This window comes from Conexibacter sp. CPCC 205762 (genome assembly GCF_030646155.1).
Taxonomy (GTDB): domain Bacteria; phylum Actinomycetota; class Thermoleophilia; order Solirubrobacterales; family Solirubrobacteraceae; genus Conexibacter.
Window position 1 is genome coordinate 40,794 of the sequence record NZ_JAUTDN010000033.1, and the last position, 23,733, is coordinate 64,526.

Genomic DNA, 23,733 nt, shown 5'->3' on the forward strand with positions numbered 1-23,733 from the left:
ACGGCAGCCGCTCGCGACGAAGCGGGCGGCTGCCGGATGCGACGTGGGTCAGCCGAGCTGCTTGCCGACCGCTCTGCGGGCGCGCTCGGCGCTGGCGACGATGCGGTCGACCGACTCGGTGCGACGCGCCTTGGCGCTCTTCTCCTCGAGCTTGCGGGAGAGCGCGTCGAGCTGATCGATGCCCTTGCCGAGCAGCTCGTCGAGGTTGCCGAGCACGTCGTCGGTCTGCTCGCGGCCGCGACGGACCAGCTCAGAGACGAGATCGTTCGCATCTCCCCTCGTCACGCGGCCTCTTGCGACGGCGTCGTCGAGCGTGCCCTGGATCCGGTCGGCGGCGAGCATCACGAGGTTCAGCGGCTCGAAGACGCGATCGGAGAGCTGGTCGCGCAACGTGCCGACGAGCTGAGCGAGCGGATCCTCGCCCTGCGCGGCTCTGACACTGTCAGCGGCGTCGGAGACGCCCCTGGCAGCCTCCTCATCGGAGGGGGCGGCCGCGACTCTTCTCGCAGCTCTTCTCGCCGCCGCTCTCCTGGCGGCGGGTCTTCTCGCAGCGGCTCTTCTGGCGGCCGGCGCTCTTCTCGCCGCAGCTCTTCTCGCGGCCGGTCTCGCCGCGGCTCTTCTCGCGGCGGGTCTGCTGGCAGCTGCTCTTCTGGCCGCCGGTCTCGCCGCGGCTCTTCTCGCCGCCGGTCTGCTGGCGAGTCTTCTGGCGGCCGCTCTTCTCGCCGCCGGAGCCGTTCTTCTCGCAGCCAGTCTTCTGGCGGCGGCTCTTCTGGTCGCGGGCGCTCTCGCGGCCGGCGCTCTTCTCGCCGCCGCTCTTCTGGCGGCAGGTCTGCTCGCCGCCGCTCTGGCGGCGGGTCTTCTCGCGGCAGCTCTTCTGGCGGCAGCTCTCGCGGCCGGCGCTCTTCTCGCCGCAGCTCTCGCGGCGGGTCTTCTGGCGGCAGCTCTTCTGGCGGCAGCTCTCGCGGCCGGCGCTCTTCTCGCTGCAGCTCTTCTGGCGACTCTCGCGGCTGGCGCTCTCGCCGCCGCTCTCGCGACCGGTCTTCTCGCCGTCGCTCTTCTCGACGTCGGTCTCGCGGCCGCCGATCTGCGCGCAGCTCTTCTAGCGGCTGCGGTCGACGCGGGGGACTTCGGCTGCGGCATTGACGGCTCCTCAGAAGCGGGGTGTAACGGGCGGTCTGGCGCGAGGCTACCGCAGCGGCATGTCGTCGCGTTACCGCAACAGCAGTTCGAGCAGGGCTTTTTGCGCGTGACGACGGTTCTCTGCCTGGTCCCAGATGCGCTGACGCTCACCGTAAAGGACCTCTGCGGTGATCTCGTCACCAGGGTGCGCGGGCAGGTCGTGAAGTGCGATCGCGTTCGGCGCGGCAAGGTCGAGCAGCGCGTCGTCGACGCGGTAATCGGCAAGCGCGGCGCGGCGCGCGTCGGCCGTCTCCTCGTCGCCCATGCTGACCCACACGTCGGTGTAGACGGCGTGCGCATCAGCGACGGCGGCGGCGGGATCGTCGAACAGCTTTGCGCCCGTGCCATCTTCCAACTGGTACCCCGTCGGCGCCGCGACACGCACCTCGACGCCGGCGAGCGTGCCGACGAGTGCGAGTGAACGAGCGACGTTGTTGCCGTCACCGACGTAGGTGAGAACGAGACCGTCGAGCGTGCCGAACGTCTCCTTCAACGTCGTCAAGTCAGCGAGCGCCTGGCAGGGATGGTGACCCGCGGTGAGCATGTTGACGACCGGCACCGTCGCGTACTGCGCAAGCTCCTCGATCAACGCATCGGCGTGCGTGCGCAGACCGATGGCGGCAACATGGCGCGACAGCACGTACGCGGTGTCGCGCACGGCCTCGCCGCGGCTCAGCTGCATCTCGTCGGGCCGCAGGACGACCGGATTGCCGCCCAGCTCGAAGACACCGGCCTCGAACGACAGGCGCGTGCGCGTCGACGGCTTCTGGAAGATCAGCCCGACGCTCTTGCCGGCGAGCGCCGTCGAGGCGAGCGGGTTCGCCTTCAGCTCGATCGCGCGATCGATCAGCGCGAGCAGCTCGTCTCTGCTCAACTCGGTTCCGGTCAGAAAGTGGCGCGGCACGTCGCGCAGTGTACGTTCACTCGATGGCGCTGCGCGTCGTGACCTGGAACCTCTTCCACGGACGTTCGATCCCCGCGCGGAATCGCGACTTGATGCACCTGTTTGCAGAGCGTCTCCGCACCTGGGAGTGGGACGTGGCCCTGCTGCAGGAGGTCCCGCCGTGGTGGGGACCGCCGCTCGCCGCCGCCTGCGACGCCGACCAGCGCACCGCGCTCACCTCCCGCAACCAGCTGCTGCCGCTGCGGCGGGCGATCGCGCAACGCTGGCCGGAGGCGATCAAGTCCGGCGGCGGCGGCGCGAACGTGATCCTCGTGCGCGGTCCGCGGATCGAGCTGCACGCGCGCCGGCGGCTCTGCCTGCGGCCGGAGCGGCGCGTCGTCCACGCCGTCCGCGACGACCGCGGCCGCTGGTTCGCGAACCTGCACGCGACCGTGCACGACGACCCGCAGGCGCGTCGCGAGATCGCGCTCGCGGGCGCGACCGCGCTGCGCTGGGCGGCCGGCGCGCCGCTCGTGCTCGGCGGCGACCTCAACGTGCGCGACCCGTCGCCGCCCGCGCCGTTGACGCACGTCGCCGGCAGCGGCGTCGACCACCTCTACGCCGCCGGCGGGCTCGTGCGCGCGGCCGGGACCAGACGCGAGCTGCTCGACCGCGGCGACCTCTCCGACCACGCGCCGGTGCGAGCGACGCTGGAGTAGGACGCGCGTCCTACGAGGCCGCGCGGGGCGTCACGCGCAGAGCTGGGGCGCGGCTCGCGCTAGCCGCGCGCCCGCAGCCCGAAGCCGCGCAGCGTCAGCAGCGCCTTCTCGCCGAGCGTGCCGTGTCTCGGCAGCACGCCGAGCTGCGTCGCCGCGTCGTAGAGGTCGAAGAAGGCGCGCACGCGCAGCAGCCTGTTGCCGCGCAGCTCGCAGTAGAAGAGGCAGTGGACGACCACGAAGCGGTTCGTCGCCGGGAGCCCGTCGACCGCCTCGCGGTGCGTCCCCGCCAGCCGCGCCGGCGCGGCGGCGAAGCGGCCGTCGGTGAGCCGCTCGCCGGCGCGCTCCAGCCGCACGTCCGGGAAGCCGCCCCAGACTCTGCGCGCGAGCGCGCTCAGCTCCTCGACGCCGATCAGCGGCGTGCCCCTCGTGAGCGGATCCTCGTAGTGGAGGTCGGGATCGCAGATCGGCGCGAAGGCGGCGGCGTCGCGCCCGCACCAGGCCGCCTCCCAGCCGTCGAGCAGCTCGTCGACCGGGCGCCGCGTGACCTGCTCGTCAGGCATCCGCCACGCCGAAGTCGGGCAGGCCGGCATCGGGCGTCGAGGCCTCGGCGTGGAGCCGTCGCGGGATCCGCCCGGCGACGCGCGCAAGCCGCCCGGCCTCGACCGCGGCCTTGATCGCGAGCGACATCGCGCGCGGGTCGTGCGCGCGGGAGATCGCGCTCGCGCACAGCACCGCGTCGCAGCCCAGCTCCATCGCGAGCGCCGCGTCGGAGGCGGTGCCGACGCCGGCGTCGAGCACGACCGGCAGCTGCGTGCGCTCGCGGATGATCGCGATGTTGTAGGGGTTGTTGATCCCCATCCCGGAGCCGATCGGCGAGCCGAGCGGCATCACCGCGGCGCAGCCGACGTCCTCCAGCCGGCGCGCGAGGATCGGGTCGTCGGTCGTGTACGGCAGCACGACGAAGCCGTCGTCGACGAGGATCTCGGCCGCCTCGACCAGCTCGATCGCGTCCGGCAGCAGCGTGCGGTCGTCGCCGATCACCTCGAGCTTGACCCAGTTGGTCTCGAACGCCTCGCGCGCGAGCCGCGCGGTCGTGACGGCGTCGCGGGCGGTGTAGCAGCCGGCGGTGTTCGGCAGCACCTCGACGCCGGCGTCGGCGATCACGTCCATGATCGAGCCGGCCGCGCCCGGGTCGATCCGCCGCAGCGCGACCGTCACCAGCTCGCTGCCGCTGACCTTGATCGCCTCCGCCATCGCCTCCAGCGACTGGAAGCCGCCGGTCCCGAGCAGCAGCCGCGAGCGGAACGCTCTGCCGGCGATCGTCAGCGGATCGGCGGCGGCCGCGGCGTCGAGCGCGCCGGTGCCGGTTGTTGGATCGACAGTGCTCATCTCAGCCTCCCTGGATCGCCATCACGACCTCGACGGCCGCGCCCTCGTGCAATGCCGTCGCGGCCCAGTCGCCGCGCGGGACGACCTCGCGGTCGACGGCGACGGCGACGCCGCGCGAGTCGGGCGTGACGTTCAGCAGGTCGAGCGCGTGCTGGACGGTTGCGCCGTCGTCGAGGCGGCGCTGCTCGCCGTTGAGGCGGATCGTCGTCATGCGGCGACCTCCTTCGTCGTGGTCGTGAAACGTCCGGGCGCGAACGGCGCCGCGAGCGGGTCCAGCGGCGAGCCGGTCAGCGACTGCAGCAGCAGGTCGGCCGTGATCGGCGCGAGCAGGATGCCGTTGCGGTGATGACCGGCCGCCCAGTGCAGGCCGCGCAGCGCGCCGGCGCCGAGCGCGGGCGCGTTGTCGGGCGTGCCCGGACGGAGGCCGGCCTCGACCTCCTCGATCACCAGCTCGGAGAGGCCGGGGACCAGCTCGATCGCGTCGCGCAGCAGCTCGAAGACGCCGCCGGCGGTGACGTCGGTCTCGTAGCCGCGCTCCTCCATCGTCGCGCCGAGCACGTAGCGTCCGTCGCCGCGCGGGACGAGGTAGCCGGGGTCCATCCGCAGCACGCGCGTCATCAGGCCGGGGCCGGCGGGGTCGCGCAGCCGCAGGATCTGGCCCTTGACCGGGCGCACCGGCACGCGCGCGCCGGCGGGCAGCCCGCCGAGCCGCTCGGTCCAGGCGCCGGTCGCGACGACGACCTGGTCGGCGGCGATCGAGGCGCCGTCACCGGCCGCGCCGCTCGCCAGCGCGACGCCGGTGACGCGGTCGCCGGCGCTGGTCAGCGCGGCCGCCTCGGCGCCGGTGCGCAGCTCGCCGCCGGCACGCGTGAAGGCGTCGGCGAGCGCCGCGCTGATCGCGCGCGGGTCGACGGCGTGGTCGTCGGCGAACTCCAGCGCCAGCCGGATCGTCGGCGCCAGTCCCGACTCGCGCCGGCGGGCGGCGGTCGGCAGCAGCCGCTCGACCGGCAGCCCGAGCCGCTCGCGCACCGCGCGCTCGCGGTCGAGCGCCTCGGCCTCGTCGCGGTCGCGCGCGACCCGCAGCGTGCCGCAGGCGAGGAAGCCGGCGTCGAGCGGGCTCGCCTGCGCGAGCTGCGCGACGAAGTCCGGATAGCGGGCGGCGCTCTCCAACCCGAGCGCGAGCAGCTCGCGCTCGGCGACGTGCGCCTCGCTGACGGGCGCGAGCATGCCGGCGGCGGCGTGCGTGGCGCCGGTCGCGACGGCCGGCGCGCGTTCGAGCAGCACGACGCGCATGCCGTGCCGCTGCGCTCGCCAGGCGACGGCGAGGCCGATGATCCCGCCGCCGACGACGGCGACGTCGAAGCTGTGATGCGTTCGCTGGGGCACGTGCCTCCTTCCCTGCGCCGGCATTATCCGGATCAGGTCGTGACGGTCGGCGGCGCGTGCTTCGCCACCCTCTCAGCCCACACGGGCTCCCGTACTTGCGATGGTAGCGCCAGGCCCTCGCTTCAGTTTTCCGAGCGGATGCCGATGAAACGGCTCGGCGGCGTTCGGAGAGACGCCGCCGCCCGGACCGGACGCGGTCCCCCGTGGCGCGCGGGAGCATGAGCGCGCCGCGGAGGAGCGCGCCCGGCCGGGCGGGGCTGACAAGATGGAGGGCGATGACGTCTTCCGGCAGCGACCGGCGCGCGCGGCTCGCCGCCGCCCGCCTCTACCTCGTCTGCGACGCGACCGGCGACGGACGCGACCTCGCCAGCTTCCTCGACGGCGCCCTGCGCGGCGGCGTCGACCTCGTGCAGCTGCGCGACAAGCACGGCGACGACGCGACGATCCTCGCCGCCGCCCCGCTCTTCCGCGCCGCCGCCGACGCGCACGGCGCGCTCTTCATCCTCAACGACCGCCCCGACCTCGTCGCCGCGACGGATGCCGACGGCGTCCACGTCGGCCAGGACGACACGCCGGTCGACGCGGCGCGCGCCGTCGTCGGGCGCGAGCGGATCGTCGGCCTCTCGACGCACACGCCCGCGCAGGTCGACGGCGCCGCGCAGGCCGACGTCGACTACTTCGCCGTCGGGCCGATCCACGCGACGCCGACGAAGCCGGGCCGCCCCGCCGTCGGGCTGGAGCTGGTCGAGCACGCGGCGAGCGCGGAGCGTCCGGTCCCGTGGTTCGCGATCGGCGGGCTCGACGCGACGACGCTGCCGGCCGCGGTCGCCGCCGGCGCGCGCCGCGCGGTCGTCGTGCGGGCGCTCACGAGCGCAGAGGATCCGGAGACGACGGCGCGCGCGCTGCGCGCCGAGCTGACCGACGTGGAGGTGCGCGGTGGCGCAGCGTAGTCGCAAGCGCCAGCGCGGCAGCAGCGCCGCCGGCGCGGCCGCCGGCCGGCTCGAAGACACGCCCGCGCTCGGCGGCGAGGGCGCGGCCGCCAGTGCAGACGCGCCCGCCCGGCAGCCCGCCGTCGAGCCGCGCGCCGGCTCGGGCGTCGCCGGCGAGCGCGTGCCGAGGGGCCGCCGCGGGCGCCGCAGCGACGGCCCGCCCCTCCCCACCCACGGCCCCGACGGCAGAAGACTCTCGCGCAGCGAAGCCCGCGACGCCGCCGCGCGGGCGCAGCTCGTGCCGCTCGCGCCCGGCGAGCGGCCCGGCGCGGTCACGATCGCCACCGTCGTCGCGCTCGCGCTCGCCGCGCTGGTCGTGATCGGCTACGCCTCCGGCGCCCGTGTCGGCGGCGAGGGCTCGCTGTTCGGCGCGCTGCTGCTGGCGGCGATCCTGCTCGTCGCCGCGTGGGGCATGTGGACGGTCAGATACTGGGCCGTGCTCGGCTTCGAGGCGCTGCTCGGCTTCCAGATCGCGATCGCGGCGCTGTCGCTGCTGGTCGCCTCGAACTGGTGGGCGGCGCTGCTCTGCGTCGCCGTCATCGGGCTCGCCGGCTGGCTCTTCTGGAAGCTGATCCGGGCGATGGCGCGGATCCAGATGCCGGCCCGTCCCGGCGCCTCCTGAACGCCTCCGCGCGGGCCTTCCGCGGAACGCGACATCCGCATCGCGGATCTGGTAGCGGCGGCCGGCTGTTTTGTATGACGTTCGTATAGTCTCGAATCCACCATGCCCGAATCCGCTTATGACTGCATCGTCATTGGTTCCGGTCCCGGCGGCTACGTCGCGGCGATCCGCGCGGCGCAGCTCGGACTGCGGACCGCCGTCGTCGAGAAGGACCAGATCGGCGGCCGATGCCTCAACTACGCCTGCATCCCGGCCAAGGTCGTGCTGCGCTCCGCCGACATCCTCAGCGAGGTCGACGAGGCCGCTGAGTTCGGCATCAACGTCGACGGCCGCACGGTCGACTTCGACAAGGTCCAGGAGCGCCGCAAGAGAGTCGTGAGAACGATGACCGGCGGCGTCGCAGGCCTCTTCAAGAAGAACAGAATCGACGTCATCGAGGGCCTCGGCGCGGTCACGGCCGACGGCAACGTCGTCGTCGACGGCACCACCTACGAGGCGACCAAGGGCGTCATCGTCGCGACCGGCTCGGTCAAGCGGCCGATCCCCGGCACGACCTTCGGCGGCCGCGTGATCGGCACCGAGGAGGCGTGGGCGCTCGAATCCCTTCCAAAGACGCTCGCCGTCGTCGGCGCCGGCGCCTCGGGCTCGGAGATCGCCTCCGCCTACGCGCGCCTCGGCACCGAGGTGACGCTGTTCGAGGGCCTCGACCGCGTGCTCCCGACCGAGGACGCCGAGATCTCCAAGCTGGCCGAGCGAGGCCTCAAGAAGCAGGGGATGAAGGTCGTCACGAGAACGTTCGTCGAGAACGTCGAGTCGGCCGACGACAAGGTCACCTTCACCTTCAACGGCGAGCAGGGCGAGGCCGAGTGGCTCGTCATCGCCGCCGGCCGCGGCCCCGACGAGGACGGCCTCGGGCTCGAGGACGCGGGCGTCAAGCTGACCGACAGAGGCCTGATCGAGGTCGACGGCGCGCTGCGCACGTCGGTCAAGGGCGTCTGGGCGATCGGCGACATCGTCCCCGGCCCGGCGCTCGCCCACAAGGCGTCGGAGGAGGGCATCATCGCCGCCGAGGACATCGCCGGCATGAGAACCCACCCGATCGAGTACGTCGACGTCCCGCGCGCGACCTTCTGCTCGCCGAACGTCGCCTCCTTCGGCCTCACCGAGGCGCAGGCGCGCGAGGCCGGCTACGACGTCGTCGTCGGCAGAGTGCCCTACGGCGCCGTCGGCGCCGGCACCGTCTACGGCGACCGCGCCGGCGTGATGAAGGTGATCGGCGACAAGAGATACGGCGAGCTGCTCGGCGGTCACATCATCGGCGCGAAGGCGACCGAGCTGATCCAGGAGCTCGTCAACGCGAAGGCGCTCGAGGGCGGCTACCCCGAGGTGGCGCGCATCGTCCACGGCCATCCGACCCTCTCCGAGGGCGTGATGGAGGCCGCGCGCGACGCCGACGGCTGGCTGATCCACGGCTAGGAGCCTCCTGTGACGCCGGAGTCCTCACTTCGCGTCACGCAGCAGCTTGCGGCCGCGGCTCCTCCTCCGGAGGGGCCGCGGCCGTTGTTCTTCTACGACCTCGGCGACCCCGAGTCGTACCTCGCCGCCGAGCGCGTCAGCGCCGGCCTCCCGCTCGTGCCGGAGTGGGTCCCGATCGACTCCCGCGACCTCTCCGACCAGGAGGCCGGCGCCGATCGCCCCGGCCGCCGCGTCGCGCTGGAGGCGCTCGCCGCCAGACGCGGGATGCAGCCGCTGCGATGGCCGGCGCAATGGCCGACCGAGCACCGCCGCGCGCTGCTGGCGGGGACCTGGGCGCGGCAGCTCGGCCGCACCGTCGGCTTCTCGCTGGCCGCCTTCCGGCAGGCGTTCGCCGACGGCGGAGACCTCGGCGACGACGAGACGCTGCTGCGCGCCGCGGCCGCCTGCGGGCTGGAGGCGGACGAGCTGCTGAGCGCGATCGCGCGGCCGGTCGTGGGCGAGACGCTCGACGCCGCGACCGGCGCCGCCGCGGCCGCCGGCGTGCGGCGGGTGCCGGCGCTCGCCTGGGAGGGCGAGATATTCCACGGCGACTCCGGCGTCGACGTGCTCGCCGACATGCTGGAGACGGCGACCCGCCGCGCCGAGGCGATCGCGGCGGCGCTCGCCGGCAGAGACACGAGAGCGCCGCGCGGCCGAGCCGGCGACGGCGACGGCACGGGCCGATGAAGGCGCATCGCGAGTACGAGCTGCGCGTCACGCGCGGCGGGCGCGGGCCGGCGCTGTTCTCGGCGCCCGACCGCGTCGACCGGATCGAGGTGGTCGAGATCGTCAGCGGCGAGTCGCTGCTGTTCTGGGAGCTGGAGCCGCGCGCCGCCTCGCGGCTCGCGCGCGCTCTCCGCGACGACCTCCGGCGGCTCGACGCGGAGGCGTTCATCACGGCCTGGCGCGAGGCCCAGCGGCGCGACGCCGCGGAGTAGCACGCTACCCCCCGAGCGGGGGAGAATCCGGGTTGGCTGGAAACGTTTCCGGCGTCTCCTCCGCTATCGTGCGATACACGGCCGATACCAGATCGGCATGACGAGATGCGTAGGTCACCGAAAGGAACCCAGCCGTGCCGGACGTCGTGATGCCCCGCCTGTCGGACTCGATGGAGGAGGGCACGATCATCAAGTGGTTGAAGGCCTCCGGTGACGACGTGCAGCGCGGCGAGGAGCTTGTCGAGATCGAGACCGACAAGGCCAACATGACCTACGAGGCCGACGCCTCGGGCACGCTCGAGATCGTCGCCGAGGAGGGCGCCACGCTCCCGATCGGCGAGACGATCGCGCGCCTGGGCGACGGCAGCGCGCCGGCCGCCAAGCAGGAGGCGCCGAAGGCCGCCGCCGCTGAGGCGAAGGACGAGCCGAAGGCGGCCGAGGGCAGCGTGACCGCCACCGCCGAGGAGACGCCCGCGCCGGCGCCCTCCGCGGGCGGCGACGCCGACTCCAACGGCAACGGCCGCGTGAAGGCCTCGCCGGTCGCCCGCCGCCTCGCCGAGGAGCTGGGCGTCGACCTCTCCGCCGTCTCCGGCTCCGGCCCCGGCGGCCGCATCGTCAAGGCCGACGTGCAGGGCGCCGCCGACAACGGCAGCGCCGCCCCGGCCGAGTCCGCGCCGGCCGAGGCTGCCGCGCCTGCCGCTGCGCCGGCCCCCGCAGCCCCCGCGAAGGAGATCCCCGGCCCGGTCGTCTCCGGCGACGCCGGCTCCGGCAAGGGCGAGACGACGTCGATCGAGCTGACGCGCACGCAGCAGGTGATCGCGCGCCGCATGGCCGAGTCGAAGGCGACGATCCCCGACTACATCGTCACGACCGAGGTCGACATGGAGGCCGCCGTCTCGCTGCGCGAGCAGATGAAGGCGGCCGCCAACGAGAGCCGCCGCGCGCCCTCCTTCAACGACATGGTCGTGAAGGCCGCCGCGCTCGCCCTGCGCGAGTTCCCGAAGGCCAACGGCGGCTACAAGGACGGCAAGTGGGAGCTGTACTCGCGCGTCAACGTCGGCATCGCCGTGGCGACCGACGACGCGCTGATCGTCCCGACGATCTTCGACGCCGACAAGAAGTCGCTCGGTGAGATCTCCAAGGACGCGCGCGCCCTCGCGACCCGTGTGCGCGCCGGCAGAATCACGCCGCCGGAGCTGTCGGGCGCGACCTTCACGGTCTCCAACCTCGGCATGTTCGGCACGACCGAGTTCACCGCGATCATCACCAGCGGCCAGGCCGGCATCCTGTCGGTCGGCGCGCTGCGCGACACGCCGGTCGTGAAGGACGGCCAGGTCGTCCCCGGCAAGCGGATGAACATCACGATCGCCGCCGACCACCGCATCCTCAACGGCGCCGAGGCGGCGCAGTTCGTCGCCCGCGTCCGCGAGCTGCTCGAAACGCCCTTCTCGCTCGCCTTCTAGGCCCAGGCACACGCGGGTGCGGCTTCCAACCGCCGCGCCCGCGATGCTGTGCGCCTGATGCGGCTGAGCCAGGGACAGGAGGCGGCGTACAGGTACGGGCTCGTGCTGCTGCTCGCGCTGGCCGCGGTCGTCTTCTTCATCGTCGCGCCCGACGATCCGCTCAGCCACGTGCTCGCGCTGCTGCTGACGCTGGCGATGCTGCTCGTCGTCGTCGTGACCGGACGCGGGGACGTCGTCGTGCGCGGCTGGACGGCGGCGATCGCGGCCGTGCTGGCGGTCGGCGGCAGCATCGCGATCGCCGTCGACAACCTGCCGACGTGGGTCGGCTCGGCGGTCGGGGTCGTGCTCGTCAGCGTCACGATCGTCGAGGTCGTGCGCGGGCTCGCGCGGCTGCTGAGCGACCGCGGCGTGACGCTGCAGGCGGTCGCGGGGGCGCTCGCGGTCTACCTGCTGCTGGGGCTCTTCTTCGCCCAGCTCGTGACCGTCGGAGCGCACATCGGGCACGAGCCGTTCTTCTCGCAGGGCACCGACGGGACCGAGTCCGACCACGTCTACTACGCCTTCACGACGATGACGACGACCGGCTACGGCGACTTCACGCCCGCGACCCGCTACGGCCGCGCAATCGCGGTGCTGGCGATGCTCGTCGGCCAGATCTACCTCGTGACCGTGATCGCGATGCTCGTCGGCAACCTGCGCCGCCGCAGACAGCAGGACGACGAGCAGGCCGGCTAGACGAGGTCGAGCAGCACGTCGCCGGGGCGGGCCGGCGGCACCGCGCCGCCCGTGAACGGATGGACGGCGAGCGCGCCGTTGCGGCTGCTCTCGCGCACGACCGCCAGCGGCAGCCCCTCGGCCGGGTCGCCCGGTGCCCGCGCCCGCACCCGCGCGCCCGCCGCGAACCGCCGCTCCAGCACGAGCGCGCTCGCCTCCGCGCCGAACAGCGGCGGCTCCAGCCCGCCGTCGCGCGCCAGCAGCTGCGGCCTCGCCGTCCCGGCCGGCAGCGCCAGCACGCGCGCGGTGCCCAGCTCCTGCGACAGCCGCTCGACGAGCAGCTCGTTGAAGGCGTCGTCGGCGGTCGTCACGAGCACCAGCCCGACGGCCTCGTCGAGCGGGTCGTCGCTCGCCGCGCCGTCGCCGAGCAGCGGGTCGGCGCAGACGGTCAGCCCCTCGGCGCGCGCCGCCGCCGCCTCCTCGGCGTGCGGGCTCCACAGCCGCACCTCGGCGCCGGCCGTCGCGAGCGCCCGCGCCAGCGCACGCGCCCACGGCGCCGCGCCGACGATCAGCACGCCCGCCGGCTCGCCGTGCGCGAGCCCCAGCAGCCGCGCCGCCAGCGGGCCGAGCACGGCGTAGACGACGACCGTGCCGGCGATCACGGTGAAGACGACCGGCACGATCATGTCGGCCCCCGGCGCGCCCTGCTGCTGCAGCTCGAGCCCGAAGACCGACGCCGTCGAGGCGGCGACGATCCCGCGCGGCGCGAGCGCCATCAGCATCAGCCGTTCGCGCCACGGCAGGTCGGAGCGGACGGTCGAGAGCGCCACGCCGAGCGGCCGCACGACGAGCACGAGCAGCACGACCAGCAGCAGCGCCGGCGCGCCGAGGTCGATCACGTCGGTCAGGTCGACGGTCGCCGACAGCAGGATGAACAGCAGCCCGAGCAGGATCGCGCCGAGCGTCTCCTTGAACTCGACGATCCGCTCGATCTCGACCCGCCGCTGGTTGGCGAGCGCGATCCCCATCGCGATCGCGGCGACGAGGCCGGCGTCGTCGCGCAGCAGGTCGGCGGCGGCGAAGGCGGCGACGACCGCCATCAGCGTCGCGGCGACCTTCTGCCGCTCGGCCAGCCAGCGCGCCTGCAGCAGCGGCATCAGCACGAGCGCGCCGGCGGCGCCGCAGGCGAGCCCGGCGAGGACCGTGGAGCCGAAGTCGCCGAGCCGCAGCGAGACGCCGCCGCCGGAGAAGTCGAGTGCGTCGAAGGCGATCACGGCGCAGATCGCGCCGACGGGGTCGACGACGATCCCCTCCCACTTCAGCAGCGAGCGGACGCGCGCGACCGGGCGGATGAAGTCGAGCATCGGCAGCACGACCGTCGGGCCGGAGACGATCACGATCGCGCCGATCAGGATCGCGATCGCGTGCGAGACGTCGAGCAGCGCGTCGACCAGCAGCGCCGAGCAGACCCAGGTGACGAGCGCGCCGACCGAGCAGAGTCGCGCGACGACGCCGCGCACCGGCCCCGCCAGCTCCTCGCGCCGCAGCCCGAGCGCGCCCTCGAAGAGGATGATCCCGACCGCGATCGAGATCGCGTCGGTGAAGGCCGGACCGAGCAGCTGCTGCGGGTCGATCAGCTCGAAGACGTCGCCGGCGAGCACGCCGACGACGAGCAGCGGGACGATCGCCGGGATGACGAGCCGGGCGGCGAGCAGCTGCGCGCCGACCGCGAGCACGACGACGAGCGCCAGCCCGAGCAGCTCGTCATCCATGCGGCAGTCCCTTCAGGCGAAGAGGGTCAGTCCTCTTCGGCGAACGTCTCGCGCAGCTTCGCCTCGTCCTCGCCCGACAGGTTCGTGTAGAGCAGCTCGGCGTTGGAGAGGTCGAACTCGGCCTCGACCTTGTCGAGCACGGCGTCCGAGGTCAGCAGGAACAGCGCCGACGTGCCAGGCGTGATTCTGTCGCGCGCCTCGGCGATGAATCTGTCGTCGATGCCGACGTCGGTGAGCGAGCCGCCGATCGCGCCGGCCGCGGCGCCGACCGCGAGGCCGAGCAGCGGGATGAAGAAGATCAGGCCGAACAGCAGCCCCCAGAAGGCACCGCCGAGCGCGCCCGCGCCGGCGAGGTTGTGCAGCTGACGCGTCTTCGGCTTCTTCTTGCCCTCCTCCCAGCTCACGACCGCGGCGTCATGGACCTTGATCAGGCCCTGCGCCTGCAGCTGCTCGAGCTTCCCGATCGCCTGCTCGGCGCCATCGGGGTTGTTGATCTTCCAGACGGTCAGTGTTGCCACCAGGGGTCCTTTCAGTCGGGAGGGACTCGCAACCTACGACTGAGTTGGCGGCAGGTCAACAAGCGTTGGCGGAAACTCCACATTCGCGCAGGTTCACCCGCGCGAACGCTCACCCGCGCGGATAGGGTTTGTCCGTGGCCACGGAGACTCCCCGCTGGAACCGGCTCGATCCGGACGTGCGTCGCAGCGAGATCGTCGCCGCGGCCAGACGGATCTTCTCGACGCGCCCGTACGAGTCCGTCTCGATCACCGCGATCGCCGACGAGGCGGGCGTCTCGCGCGCGCTCGTGACGCACTACTTCGGCAACAAGCGCGAGCTGTTCCTGGTGATGCTGCAGGAGCTCGGCCAGGTCGGCGACGCGATGCCGAGAACCGACCTCGACCTGCCGATCGAGGAGACGGTCGCGATCAACGTCGACCGCTGGCTCGACTTCATGGAGGCCAACCGCGAGATCGGCTTCGCGATGGCCTCGATCGCCTCGCTCGACCAGGACCCGGAGATCGCGAGAGTCGCCGACGACATGCGCGACGGGATCGTCGACCGGATGCTCGTCAACCACTTCGGCTCGACCGCGGTGCCGCCGCAGGTGCGGCTCGTGCTGCGCGCCTACACCGGCATGGGCCAGGTCGCCGTCACCGACTGGCTCGGCGGCGAGCGCGCGACCCGCGCCGAGGTCCACGCGCTGCTGACGACCGGCCTGCTGACGCTGCTGCGGGAGGCGCTGCCGGCGGTCGTCAACGCCGGCGCCGCGCCTCCCGCAGGCGACGCCTAGCTTCCCGCCCCGAGGCCGATCGCCTCCAGCTCCAGCGGGTGGACCCACGCCTCGTCGAGCAGCTGCCCGCCGAGGCCCTGCAGCTTCTCGCGCAGCGGGATCGCCCAGCGGTGCTCCAGCAGCGCGATCGCCGCCGCCGTGCCGGGCGGGATCGAGTCGGCGACGTACCAGACGTCCTCGTCGGCGGCCGAGATCTGCTCGGCGTGGCTGGGCGCGGCCGCGTCGGCCTCGGCCTGCAGGCCGGTCAGCGCCGCCAGCGTCGCGCCGGCCTCGCCGTCGAGGTCGAGCGCGCTCACCTCCAGCACCTGGATCGTGCCGTCCTCGGCCTTGCGCACGGCCAGCAGGTCGACCAGCCGCACGATGTCGTGCTCGGCCAGGCGCTGCAGCTCGGCCAGCACCTCGCCTCTCGGCTCGCCGCCGGCGAAGCCGAAGACGACGAGCTGCATCGGTCCCAGAGTCATCGTGTGCTCTCCCCTCTCAGGCGCCCGCAAGGACCTTGGCCTTGGCGGCGTCGAACTCCTGCTGCGTCAACGCTCCGGCGTCGAGCAGCCCCTTCAGCTCGTTCAGTCTGCTGACCAGGTCGCCGCCGGCCGGAGCCGGCGCCTCGGCGGGCGCGGCGACCGGAGCGGGCGCGGCAGCCTGCGGCTGACCGCCGTACTGCTGCTGCTCCAGCTCGGAGAGGCGCTGCTCCTGGTCCTGCTCGCGGTAGTTGGACCGCGCAGCGCGCTTGCCGGCCATGTAGCCGGCGCCGCCCATCATCGCGGCCCGCATCAGCGGACGCCGCCGGGGGACGAACATCGAAGCCTCCAGATCTCGAAGTCGGAGTCCCCATGATCCCGTCCCGAGGCGCAGGAAAGCAACCGAACTGTCGACTTCTTTCACACGCAGGGATAGCGTTCCGTCTCATGCCGCTCCGCAGCCGCATCCTGATCGCGCTCGCCGCGCTGTTGACCGTCATCGCCCTGCTGGGCGCGTGGGCCGACCGCCAGCTGATGAACACCGACGAATGGACGGCGACCAGCAGCGCGCTGCTGCGCGACGACGTCGTCCGCCAGCCGGTCGCCGACGCGATCGCCAGCTCGGTCGCCGACGGCTCGCGCGCGACCGCCGCGCTGCAGGACGTGCTGCCGCCGCGCCTGCAGCCGCTCGCGCCGCAGGCCGGGGCGCTCGTGCGCGAGGCCGCCCAGCGTGCGACCGAGCGGCTGCTCGACACGCCGAAGGTGCAGCGACTGTGGGTCGACGCCAACCGCGTCACGCACCAGCAGTTCGTCGACCTCGTCAACGGCGGCGGGACCGTGATCGCCGGCCGCGGCGTCGTGCTCGACCTGCGGCCGCTGGCGATCCAGGTCGCCAAGCAGGCCGGCTTCAGCGGCGATCGGATCGAGCGGCTGCCGCCGAGCGACCGGATCGTGCTGATCAGACCGGACCAGCTCGACGCGCTGCGCAAGGCCGGCGACCTGCTCGACCTCGTCAGCTGGCTGCCGGGCGTGCTGGCGCTGCTGCTGTTCGCGGGCGCCGTCTGGCAGGCCGGTCCGGCGCGGCGGCGGGCGGTGCTGGCCAGCGGCGGCGCGCTGCTCGGCGCCGGCCTGCTCGTGCTGGTCGTGCGGCGGCTGGCCGGCCACACGCTCGTCGACGCCGTCGCCGGCGACGGCCCGTACGTGCCGACCGCGCAGGCGGTCTGGCGGATCGGCACCTCGCTGCTGGCGGAGCTGGCGTCGGTCGCGGTGATCGTCGGCCTGTTCGCGCTGCTGGGCGCCTGGCTGGTCGGCCCCGGCCGCCGCGCGACATCGCTGCGCGGGCTGATGACGCCGGGCCTGTCGGCGCCGCTGGGCGCCGTCCTCGGCGGCGCCGCGGTCGTCTACCTCGCGCTGCTGGCGTGGGGGCCGCTGACGGTGCTGCGGCGGCCGCTGCCGATCGTCGTCTTCGGCGTGCTGCTGGTCGTCGGCGTCTGGCTGCTGCGGGCACAGGCGCTGCGCGAGCAAGCTGCGAGCGCGCCCGACGTGGCGCGCGCCGACGCGCCGGCATGAGGCTCGTCCAGCGCGCGAAGGAGCTGCTGGCGTTCAGAAGCGGCGCCGCCCCTGGCGAGCCGCTCGCCTGGCTCAGCAGACCGATCGCCGGCCGCACCGTGCCGGCGCGCGCGGTCGAGCTGATCCGCGCCTGCGTCGACCGGGTCGTGCGGATCCAGTTCGTCGACCGCTCGATCGCGCTCGGCTCGCTCGCCTTCACCGCGCTCGTCCCGCTGCTCGTGATCATCGGCGCCTACGCGCCCGGTGCCGACGGGATCGCGACGACGCTGATCGACCGCTTCGAGCTCGACGGCGCCACCGCCGAGCTGGTGCAGCAGGTCTTCACGCCGCCGTCGGGCTCGACCGAGGGCGCGATCTCGGTCCTCGGCGTGCTGCTGCTGTTCGGCTCGGCGCTGTCGTTCACGCGCGGGCTGCAGCGGCTCTACGAGCTGTCGTGGCGGCTGCAGGCGCGCGGCTGGTTCGGCACCGTCGCCGGCCTCAAATGGCTGGCGATGGTCGTGCTCTGGTTCGGCGTCTTCGGCAGCGTCCGCACCTGGCTGCTCGACCACACCGGGCCGCTGATCTCGCTGATCATCGCGCTCGGCAGCGGCGCGGTGCTGTGGCTGTTCACGCCGTACATCCTGCTGGCGGGGCGCGTCCGCTGGAGAAGACTGCTGCCGACCGCGCTGCTGACCTCGATCGGCATGACCGGCCTGTCGATCGGCTCGGTGGTCTACATGCCGGGCGCGATCGCCGAGTCGGCCGATCGCTACGGCTCGATCGGGATCGCGATCGCGATCGTCTCGTGGCTGGTCGGGATCGGCTTCGTGCTGAGCGCCTGCGCCGCCGTCGGCGCCGTCCTCGGCGGCGAGATCGACAGAGCGCCGGAGCCCGCGTCCGCTACGGCAGCTGGATCAGCGACGCCACCGCCCCGACCGGATCGTTGATCACCGCGATCCGCCCGGCGGGCGTGTCGAACGGGGCGATCGAGACGAGCCCGCCCAGCTCGCTCGTGCGCTCGGCCGCCGCGTCGGCGTCGGCGACCGCGAAGTAGGACATCCAGTGCGGCGGCAGGTCGGAGGGCCACATGTCGCCGTCCATCGGCATCAGCCCGCCGATCGCGCTCTGCTGGTCGGGCTCGCCCGCGCCGGCCAGGTGCCAGGTGAAGTAGCGTCCCTCGCCCATCGTCAGCGGCAGCGAGCGCCAGCCGAAGACGGCCGTGTAGAAGGCCTGCGAGCCCTCCGCGTCGCGCGTCGTCAGCTCGTTCCAGGCGAGCGTGCCCGGCTCGTTGACGATCCCCGCGCCGCGGTGTCTGCCCGCCTGCCAGACGGAGAAGACGGCGCCTGCCGGATCCTGCAGCACCGCCATCCGGCCGCTGTCGAAGACGTCGAAGGGACCGCTCAGGACCCGTCCGCCGGCGCCCGCGGCGGCCTCCGCGGCGGCGTCGGCCGAGGCGACCGCGACGTAGGTGTTCCAGGCCGGCGGCGCGCCCTCCAGCGGCTGCGAGCTGAGCGCGGCGACGTCGCGGCCGCGCAGCCGTGCCATGAAGTAGCGGCCGGGGGCGTCCGGCGGCATCACGTCCTCGCACTCCCAGCCGAGCAGGCCGGCGTAGAAGTCTGCCGCCGCCTGCGGATTCTCCGAGGCGTGGTCGACCCAGCACGGAACGCCGTGCTCGTAGTGGTCCCGTTCGCTCATGCTCGCACCCTCCTGCCGGATGTCGGTGCATCCGATCGTATGCCACCCTGAGGCGGTGATCCGAGCAGCGGACCCCGAACGTGACGCGGCGGCGGTCGCCGCGATCTACGCGCCGTACGTGACCGACTCGGTCGCCTCGTTCGAGCTGACGCCGCCGGACGCCGCCTCCTTCGCCCGCAAGATCGCGGCGCTCGGCCGCACCCACGCCTTCCTCGTCTGCGAGCGCGACGGCCGCGTCGCCGGCTACGCCTACTCCGATCCCCATCGCGAGCGCGCCGCCTACCGCTGGACGGTCGAGGTGTCGGTCTACATCGACGCCGCCTTCCACCGCCAGGGCGTCGGGCGCGAGCTGTACACGGAGCTGCTGGCGCGGATCAGAGCGCGCGGCTTCCGCCAGGCGTGCGCCGGCATCACGCTGCCCAACGCCGGCAGCGTCGGCCTGCACGAGTCGTTCGGCTTCGAGCCGATCGGCGTCTGGCGCGACGTCGGCTGGAAGGCCGGCGGCTGGCGCGACGTCGGCTGGTGGCAGCTGCAGCTCGCGCCCCAGGACGAGCACGACGGCGCGGCGCCGCCGGCCGAGCCGGTCTAGCGCATGCCGGCGGCGAGGTGCTGGTTGGTCTCGGCGCCGGCGTATCTGATCCCCGCCGGCCACGGCTGCTCGACGTCGACCGCGGCGCAGTAGGCCGCTCTGTACTCGCTCGTCAGCGGGACGCAGACGCGGTAGACGGCGCCCGGCTCGATCGCGTAGACGTCGGCGTAGCCGGTGTGGGCGCGGGCGAACGGGCCGGCCTCCTGCTGCGCGCCGATCCAGGCGCGGCCGCGCGTCAGCGCCTCGCGCGCGGCGGCGTGCTCGGCGTTGCGGTCGCCGCGGTGGAGCAGGCCGGCGCTCAGCAGCCCGGCGGCGAGCAGCAGCACCAGCACGACGCCGACGCGGTCACGCGCGACGAACGCCGGCAGGTCGGGCCGGGCGGTCCGCAGCACGAACCCCAGCAGCGGCGCGATCGCCGCCACCAGCAGCAGGTTGAGGAAGGCCGCCAGCAGCAGCGCGCCGACGAGGTCCGGACCCTCGCCGGAGATCGGCAGCCGCGTCAGCAGCGCCCCCTCGGCGACGACCAGCGCCGTCACCAGCGGGGCGAGCCAGGCGCCGCGCAGCTTCCAGCGCAGCCGCGATGACCAGACGCGCTCCATCGCTCCAGCGTACGCCGCAGCGACGCGGCCCGCCGGAGCTACAGCTCGCCCGACGCCTCCAGCGGCACGAACGACTCGTGCGCCGCGTCGTAGGCGAAGACGTCGCTCGTTCTGATGTCGTAGAGCCAGCCGTGGATCGCGAAGTCGGGCTCCTGCAGCCGCCGCGCGATGAACGGCAGGCTGCGCAGGTGCTCGAGCTGCACGAGCACGTGCTCGGCGACCGCGACGCGCATCAGCGCCTCGCCGTCCAGGTGGGCGTAGCGCTCTCTGACGATCCGGCCGGTCTCCTGCGAGCTGAGCAGCCACTGCTCCAGCGTCGGCAGGCCCGCGAGCGTCTCCGGGTGCAGGATCGCGTTGACGGCGCCGCAGTGCGTGTGCCCGCAGACGACGACGTCGCGCACGCCCAGCACCTCGACCGCGAACTCCAGCGAGGCCGCCTCGCCGGGCGCGTCGCCGCCGTCCGCCGGGACGATGTTGCCGGCGTTGCGGACGAGGAAGATGTCGCCCGGCGCGGCCTGCGTGAACATCTCCGGCAGCACGCGCGAGTCCGAGCAGGAGACGAGCGCGATCTGCGGTCTCTGACCCTCGACCGCCAGCCGCTCCATCAGCGTCCGTCTGCTCTCGAAGGCGCCGCTCTGGAACTCGTGGATGCCTCTCAGCAGGTTTCTCATCGGCATGGCGGCTGATCCTAGGCGCTGGGCCGCGCAAACGACGCCTGTCCGATAGGCGCCCTTCCGACGAACGCGGCCTCACCCACCCGACCGGGGGGTCAGACGAGGAGTAGCCTCAATGGCGATGGCGATGGGAATTGCGGGATCCGATGCAGCAGACGACAGCGTTGCTGACGTATCGGTCCACCTGACCCGCGCCGACCGGGTCGAGCTGCTGCGCACGATGCTGACGATGCGCGGCATCGAGCAGCGGGCGCTGAACCTGTACCGCCAGGGCAGAGTGCCCGGCTCCTTCTACGACGGCTTCGGCCAGGAGGCCGTCTCGACCGGCGCGACCTTCGCGATGGCCGCCGAGGACCGCATCTGCGCGCTCCATCGCGACCTCGCCGCGCACGTCGTGCGGGGGACGGCGCTGGAGCGGATCCTCGCCCAGTACATGGGCCGCGCGACCGGCGTCACGCAGGGGCGCGACGGCAACGTCCACTTCGGCGACAAGGACCTCGGCGTCGTCGGGATGGTCTCGATGCTGCCCGACATGATGCTCGTCGCGACCGGCATGGCGATGGCGTTCAAGCTGCGCGGCGAGGCGCGCGCGGCGCTGACCTTCTTCGGCGACGGCTCGACCTCGCGCGGCGACTTCCACGAGGCGCTCAACTGGGCCGCGGTCCAGCGGCTGCCGGTGATCTTCGTGCTGGAGAACAACCAGTTCGCCTACTCGACGCCGCTGGCGAAGCAGTGGACGGTCGAGCCGATCGAGCGCGCCCGCGCCTACGGGATGCCGGGTGTGAGCGTCGACGGCAACGACGCCGAGGCGGTCTTCGAGGCGGTCCGGGCGGCGCGCGAGCGGGCGATCGCAGGCGGCGGGCCGACGCTGGTCGAGGCGGTCACGATGCGGATGCACGGCCACGCCGCCCACGACGACATGAGATACGTGCCGGCCGAGCTGCTGGCGCAGTGGCGCGAGCGCGATCCGATCGAGCTGCAGGAGCGGCGGCTGGCCGCCGAGCTCGACGTCGCCGCGCTGCGGGCCGAGGTGCAGGCGGCGATCGACGCCGCGACCGCGGTCGCGCTGAGAGCGCCGATGCCCGACCCGGCGACCGCGACCGACGGCGTCTTCGCCGAGCAGGCGGTCCCGCTCGGCGACGGCCGCGCGCCGTGGAGCGGGTTCGCCCGCACGGAGGCCTGATCCCATGCCTGAGCTGACCTACCTGCAGGCGATCTCGGACGGCCTGCGCACGGAGATGCGCGCCGACGAGCGCGTCTTCCTGATGGGCGAGGACATCGGCGTCTTCGGCGGCGCCTTCAAGGTCACCGACGGCTTCGTCGCCGAGTTCGGCGAGCAGCGCGTGATGGACACGCCGCTGGCCGAGTCGGCGATCGTCGGCACCGCCGTCGGCGCGGCCGTCGTCGGGATGCGGCCGGTCTGCGAGATGCAGTTCGCCGACTTCATCTCCTGCGGCTTCGACCAGCTCGTCAACGTCGCCGGCAAGATGCATTACCGGCAGGGCCTCGCGGTCCCGATCACGGTGCGGCTGCCGAGCGGCGGCGGCTTCTCCGGCGGCCCCTTCCACTCGCAGAACCCGGAGGCGTGGTTCATGCACGCACCGGGGCTGAAGGTCGTCGCCCCGTCCACGCCCGAGGACGCGAAGGGGCTGCTGATCGGCGCGATCCGCGACCCCAACCCGGTCGTCTACCTGGAGCACAAGAACCTCTACCGGCGCGTCCGCGGGGAGGTGCCGGAGGGGTCCTACGCGACCGGCTTCGACGCGCGCGTCGCGCGGGCCGGCGACGACCTGACCGTGATCGCCTACGGCGCGATGGTGCACGTCGCGCTGGAGGCGACCGCGCCCGAGCTGCTCGACGGCGCCGCGGTCGAGGTGATCGACCTGCGCTCGCTCGTGCCGCTGGACGAGGCGGCGATCCTCGCGAGCGTGAAGAAGACCTCGAAGGTCGTCGTGCTGGACGAGGCGAACGCGACCTGCGCCGCCGGCGCCCAGGTCGCCGCGCTGATCGCCGAGCGGGGCTTCGAGGACCTCGACGGCCCGGTCGTGCGGATCGCCGCGCCGGACGTGCCGATCCCCTTCTCACCGCCGTTGGAGCAGGCGGTCCTGCCCGGCGTCGAACGCGTCAAGGAGGCGTGTCGTGACCTCCTCGCGTACTGAGCCGCGCGTGCTCGTCGACGTCGCGATGCCGCAGATGGGCGTCTCGGTCGCCGAGGGCACCGTCAGCGAGTGGAAGCTCGCGGTCGGCGACCCGGTCGTCGCCGAGGAGACGATCTGCGAGATCACGACCGACAAGGTCGACACCGAGCTGCCGGCGCCCGCGAGCGGCGTCGTGGCGGAGATCCTCGTGCCGGTCGGCGAGACGGTCGACGTCGGAACCGTGCTGGCGCGGATCGCGACCGCGGGCGCGGTCGTCGCGGACGCCGAGCCCGCCCCCGCGGCGCGTCGCTACTCACCGGTCGTGTCCCGCATCGCGGCAGAGCACCAGATCGATCTCTCGAAGGTGATCGGCAGCGGCCGTGACGGGCGCGTGCGCAAGCAGGACGTGCTCGCGCTCGTGAGCGCGAAGCCGGCTGAGGAGCCGCCGCTGCACATCGAGTCTCCGTACGTGCCCGAGGAAGCGCCCGCCGGCGAGACGCTCTCGCCGATGCGGCGCCAGATCGGCGCGCACATGAAGCGCTCGCTGGAGACCGCGGCCACCTGCACGACCTGGATGGAGTGCGACATGAGCCGCGTCGAGGCGGCGCGCAGGCAGGCGCGCGTCGGCGACCTGATCGGCATCACCGCGCTGCCGATCGTGGCGCGCGCGACGATCGAGGCGCTGCGCGACTTCCCCGCCCTCAACGCGACGCTCGACGGCGAGCGCTACCGGCAGCACCGCGCGATCCACCTCGGCGTCGCCGTCAGCCTCGGCCGGGACGGCGGCCTGATAGTCCCGGTGATCCGCGACGCGCAGGAGCTGTCGGCCGAGGGCCTCGCCAGCCGCATCAAGGACGTCGCCCAGCGCGCCCGCCACGGCAGGCTCGCGCCCGACGAGGTCCACGGCGGCACCTTCACGATCACCAACCCCGGCCAGTACGGCGCGATCATGGCGACGCCGGTGATCAACCAGCCGCAGGTCGCGATCCTCGATCTGGAGGCGATCGTCAAGCGTCCTATCGTTGTCAGCGACGATGACGGCAACGACATGATCTCGATCCGCCCGCAGACGATCCTCGGCCTCTCCTGGGACCACCGCGCGCTCGACGGCGCGCAGGCCGCCCAGTTCCTGGCCGCGATCAGACGGCGGCTGGAGAGCTGGGAGCGCTAGT

28 protein-coding genes and 1 riboswitch are annotated in these 23,733 nt (G+C 73.4%); of the genes, 15 read left to right on the forward strand and 13 right to left on the reverse strand.

Annotation, left to right across the window (positions count from 1 at the left end):
* Nucleotides 1-48 precede the first annotated feature (48 nt).
* Both Q7L73_RS21085 and argF read right to left on the reverse strand, forming a co-directional pair.
* Complete coding sequence (locus Q7L73_RS21085) at nucleotides 49-1,140, reverse strand: hypothetical protein (RefSeq protein ID WP_304691693.1); 1,092 nt, start codon at nucleotides 1,138-1,140, stop codon at nucleotides 49-51.
* A gap of 70 nt (nucleotides 1,141-1,210) precedes the next feature.
* Nucleotides 1,211-2,083: an ornithine carbamoyltransferase gene (gene argF / locus Q7L73_RS21090; protein ID WP_304691692.1), complete on the reverse strand. Its 873-nt coding sequence runs from the start codon at nucleotides 2,081-2,083 to the stop codon at nucleotides 1,211-1,213.
* Nucleotides 2,084-2,106: 23 nt separating this feature from the next.
* Here argF and Q7L73_RS21095 point away from each other — a divergent pair, with 23 nt between their 5' ends.
* Nucleotides 2,107-2,781, forward strand: coding sequence for an endonuclease/exonuclease/phosphatase family protein (locus Q7L73_RS21095; protein ID WP_304691691.1), 675 nt, complete (start codon nucleotides 2,107-2,109; stop codon nucleotides 2,779-2,781).
* A 59-nt stretch (nucleotides 2,782-2,840) separates the two neighbouring features.
* Here Q7L73_RS21095 and Q7L73_RS21100 read toward each other — a convergent pair whose 3' ends face one another.
* The 4 genes from Q7L73_RS21100 to thiO all read right to left on the reverse strand — a co-directional run bounded on the left by Q7L73_RS21100 (nucleotide 2,841) and on the right by thiO (nucleotide 5,556).
* Complete coding sequence (locus Q7L73_RS21100) at nucleotides 2,841-3,341, reverse strand: ester cyclase (protein WP_304691690.1); 501 nt, start codon at nucleotides 3,339-3,341, stop codon at nucleotides 2,841-2,843.
* Nucleotides 3,334-4,170, reverse strand: coding sequence for a thiazole synthase (locus Q7L73_RS21105; RefSeq protein WP_304691689.1), 837 nt, complete (start codon nucleotides 4,168-4,170; stop codon nucleotides 3,334-3,336). The genes Q7L73_RS21100 and Q7L73_RS21105 overlap by 8 nt, the downstream gene beginning before the upstream one ends.
* A gap of 1 nt (nucleotide 4,171) precedes the next feature.
* Entirely contained in the window at nucleotides 4,172-4,381 is a 210-nt protein-coding gene (thiS, locus tag Q7L73_RS21110; RefSeq protein ID WP_304691688.1) for a sulfur carrier protein ThiS, read from the reverse strand.
* Nucleotides 4,378-5,556 carry a glycine oxidase ThiO gene (gene thiO / locus Q7L73_RS21115; protein WP_304691687.1) on the reverse strand — a complete coding sequence of 393 codons (1,179 nt, stop codon included), beginning with the start codon at nucleotides 5,554-5,556 and terminating at the stop codon, nucleotides 4,378-4,380. The genes thiS and thiO overlap by 4 nt, the downstream gene beginning before the upstream one ends.
* Nucleotides 5,549-5,659, reverse strand: a riboswitch (TPP riboswitch). Its footprint overlaps the gene before it by 8 nt.
* Before the next feature lie 172 nt (nucleotides 5,660-5,831).
* Here thiO and thiE point away from each other — a divergent pair.
* From thiE to Q7L73_RS21150, 7 genes are all read left to right on the forward strand, one after another.
* Nucleotides 5,832-6,506, forward strand: coding sequence for a thiamine phosphate synthase (thiE, locus tag Q7L73_RS21120; protein ID WP_304691686.1), 675 nt, complete (start codon nucleotides 5,832-5,834; stop codon nucleotides 6,504-6,506).
* Nucleotides 6,493-7,167: a hypothetical protein gene (locus tag Q7L73_RS21125; RefSeq protein ID WP_304691685.1), complete on the forward strand. Its 675-nt coding sequence runs from the start codon at nucleotides 6,493-6,495 to the stop codon at nucleotides 7,165-7,167. The genes thiE and Q7L73_RS21125 overlap by 14 nt, the downstream gene beginning before the upstream one ends.
* Nucleotides 7,168-7,269: 102 nt before the next feature.
* Entirely contained in the window at nucleotides 7,270-8,643 is a 1,374-nt protein-coding gene (lpdA, locus tag Q7L73_RS21130; RefSeq protein ID WP_304691684.1) for a dihydrolipoyl dehydrogenase, read from the forward strand.
* Nucleotides 8,644-8,652: 9 nt separating this feature from the next.
* Nucleotides 8,653-9,369, forward strand: a complete 717-nt coding sequence (locus tag Q7L73_RS21135; protein ID WP_304691683.1) for a DsbA family protein — start codon at nucleotides 8,653-8,655, stop codon at nucleotides 9,367-9,369.
* The gene (locus Q7L73_RS21140; protein ID WP_304691682.1) at nucleotides 9,366-9,620 is read left to right on the forward strand and encodes a hypothetical protein; all 255 of its coding nucleotides are present in this window, start codon (nucleotides 9,366-9,368) and stop codon (nucleotides 9,618-9,620) included. The genes Q7L73_RS21135 and Q7L73_RS21140 overlap by 4 nt, the downstream gene beginning before the upstream one ends.
* A 134-nt stretch (nucleotides 9,621-9,754) precedes the next feature.
* The gene (locus tag Q7L73_RS21145; RefSeq protein WP_304691681.1) at nucleotides 9,755-11,083 is read left to right on the forward strand and encodes a dihydrolipoamide acetyltransferase family protein; all 1,329 of its coding nucleotides are present in this window, start codon (nucleotides 9,755-9,757) and stop codon (nucleotides 11,081-11,083) included.
* A 57-nt stretch (nucleotides 11,084-11,140) separates the two neighbouring features.
* A complete protein-coding gene (locus Q7L73_RS21150) occupies nucleotides 11,141-11,818 on the forward strand; it encodes a potassium channel family protein (RefSeq protein ID WP_304691680.1) in 678 nt (225 codons plus the stop codon).
* Here the strand turns inward: Q7L73_RS21150 and Q7L73_RS21155 are convergent.
* Both Q7L73_RS21155 and Q7L73_RS21160 read right to left on the reverse strand, forming a co-directional pair.
* On the reverse strand, nucleotides 11,815-13,569 hold the full coding sequence (locus tag Q7L73_RS21155; protein WP_304691679.1) for a sodium:proton antiporter: 1,755 nt from the start codon (nucleotides 13,567-13,569) through the stop codon (nucleotides 11,815-11,817). The genes Q7L73_RS21150 and Q7L73_RS21155 overlap by 4 nt on opposite strands.
* A gap of 26 nt (nucleotides 13,570-13,595) precedes the next feature.
* Nucleotides 13,596-14,087, reverse strand: a complete 492-nt coding sequence (locus Q7L73_RS21160) for a DUF1269 domain-containing protein (protein ID WP_304691678.1) — start codon at nucleotides 14,085-14,087, stop codon at nucleotides 13,596-13,598.
* A gap of 134 nt (nucleotides 14,088-14,221) precedes the next feature.
* On the opposite strand from Q7L73_RS21160, the gene Q7L73_RS21165 reads away from it, so the two are divergent.
* Nucleotides 14,222-14,860: a TetR/AcrR family transcriptional regulator gene (locus Q7L73_RS21165; RefSeq protein WP_304691677.1), complete on the forward strand. Its 639-nt coding sequence runs from the start codon at nucleotides 14,222-14,224 to the stop codon at nucleotides 14,858-14,860.
* Here the strand turns inward: Q7L73_RS21165 and Q7L73_RS21170 are convergent.
* Together Q7L73_RS21170 and Q7L73_RS21175 are read right to left on the reverse strand one after the other, a co-directional pair.
* Nucleotides 14,857-15,321, reverse strand: coding sequence for a DUF6325 family protein (locus tag Q7L73_RS21170; protein WP_304691676.1), 465 nt, complete (start codon nucleotides 15,319-15,321; stop codon nucleotides 14,857-14,859). The two genes, Q7L73_RS21165 and Q7L73_RS21170, sit on opposite strands and share 4 nt — an antisense overlap.
* A gap of 16 nt (nucleotides 15,322-15,337) precedes the next feature.
* On the reverse strand, nucleotides 15,338-15,658 hold the full coding sequence (locus tag Q7L73_RS21175) for an SHOCT domain-containing protein (protein ID WP_304691674.1): 321 nt from the start codon (nucleotides 15,656-15,658) through the stop codon (nucleotides 15,338-15,340).
* 107 nt (nucleotides 15,659-15,765) lie between these two features.
* Here Q7L73_RS21175 and Q7L73_RS21180 point away from each other — a divergent pair, with 107 nt between their 5' ends.
* Nucleotides 15,766-16,887 (forward strand): hypothetical protein, encoded by a 1,122-nt coding sequence (locus Q7L73_RS21180; RefSeq protein WP_304691673.1) that lies wholly within the window; start codon nucleotides 15,766-15,768, stop codon nucleotides 16,885-16,887.
* Nucleotides 16,884-17,813, forward strand: a complete 930-nt coding sequence (locus Q7L73_RS21185; protein WP_304691672.1) for a YhjD/YihY/BrkB family envelope integrity protein — start codon at nucleotides 16,884-16,886, stop codon at nucleotides 17,811-17,813. The genes Q7L73_RS21180 and Q7L73_RS21185 overlap by 4 nt, the downstream gene beginning before the upstream one ends.
* Here the strand turns inward: Q7L73_RS21185 and Q7L73_RS21190 are convergent.
* Nucleotides 17,767-18,561: a VOC family protein gene (locus Q7L73_RS21190; RefSeq protein ID WP_304691671.1), complete on the reverse strand. Its 795-nt coding sequence runs from the start codon at nucleotides 18,559-18,561 to the stop codon at nucleotides 17,767-17,769. The two genes, Q7L73_RS21185 and Q7L73_RS21190, sit on opposite strands and share 47 nt — an antisense overlap.
* 55 nt (nucleotides 18,562-18,616) lie before the next feature.
* Between Q7L73_RS21190 and Q7L73_RS21195 the strand changes: the two genes are divergently transcribed.
* Nucleotides 18,617-19,150 carry a GNAT family N-acetyltransferase gene (locus Q7L73_RS21195; RefSeq protein WP_304691670.1) on the forward strand — a complete coding sequence of 178 codons (534 nt, stop codon included), beginning with the start codon at nucleotides 18,617-18,619 and terminating at the stop codon, nucleotides 19,148-19,150.
* Here Q7L73_RS21195 and Q7L73_RS21200 read toward each other — a convergent pair.
* Complete coding sequence (locus Q7L73_RS21200; protein ID WP_304691669.1) at nucleotides 19,147-19,749, reverse strand: hypothetical protein; 603 nt, start codon at nucleotides 19,747-19,749, stop codon at nucleotides 19,147-19,149. The two genes, Q7L73_RS21195 and Q7L73_RS21200, sit on opposite strands and share 4 nt — an antisense overlap.
* A gap of 38 nt (nucleotides 19,750-19,787) precedes the next feature.
* The gene (locus Q7L73_RS21205) at nucleotides 19,788-20,426 is read right to left on the reverse strand and encodes a carbonic anhydrase (protein WP_304691668.1); all 639 of its coding nucleotides are present in this window, start codon (nucleotides 20,424-20,426) and stop codon (nucleotides 19,788-19,790) included.
* A gap of 118 nt (nucleotides 20,427-20,544) precedes the next feature.
* Here Q7L73_RS21205 and Q7L73_RS21210 point away from each other — a divergent pair, with 118 nt between their 5' ends.
* From Q7L73_RS21210 to Q7L73_RS21220, 3 genes are read left to right on the forward strand one after another with little or no spacing between them, the layout of a single operon-like run.
* Nucleotides 20,545-21,606 (forward strand): thiamine pyrophosphate-dependent dehydrogenase E1 component subunit alpha, encoded by a 1,062-nt coding sequence (locus tag Q7L73_RS21210; protein WP_304691667.1) that lies wholly within the window; start codon nucleotides 20,545-20,547, stop codon nucleotides 21,604-21,606.
* 4 nt (nucleotides 21,607-21,610) lie between these two features.
* Complete coding sequence (locus Q7L73_RS21215; protein ID WP_304691666.1) at nucleotides 21,611-22,582, forward strand: alpha-ketoacid dehydrogenase subunit beta; 972 nt, start codon at nucleotides 21,611-21,613, stop codon at nucleotides 22,580-22,582.
* The gene (locus Q7L73_RS21220; protein WP_304691665.1) at nucleotides 22,563-23,732 is read left to right on the forward strand and encodes a dihydrolipoamide acetyltransferase family protein; all 1,170 of its coding nucleotides are present in this window, start codon (nucleotides 22,563-22,565) and stop codon (nucleotides 23,730-23,732) included. Before Q7L73_RS21215 ends, Q7L73_RS21220 begins: the two co-directional genes overlap by 20 nt.
* The last annotated feature ends 1 nt before the right edge of the window (nucleotide 23,733 follow it).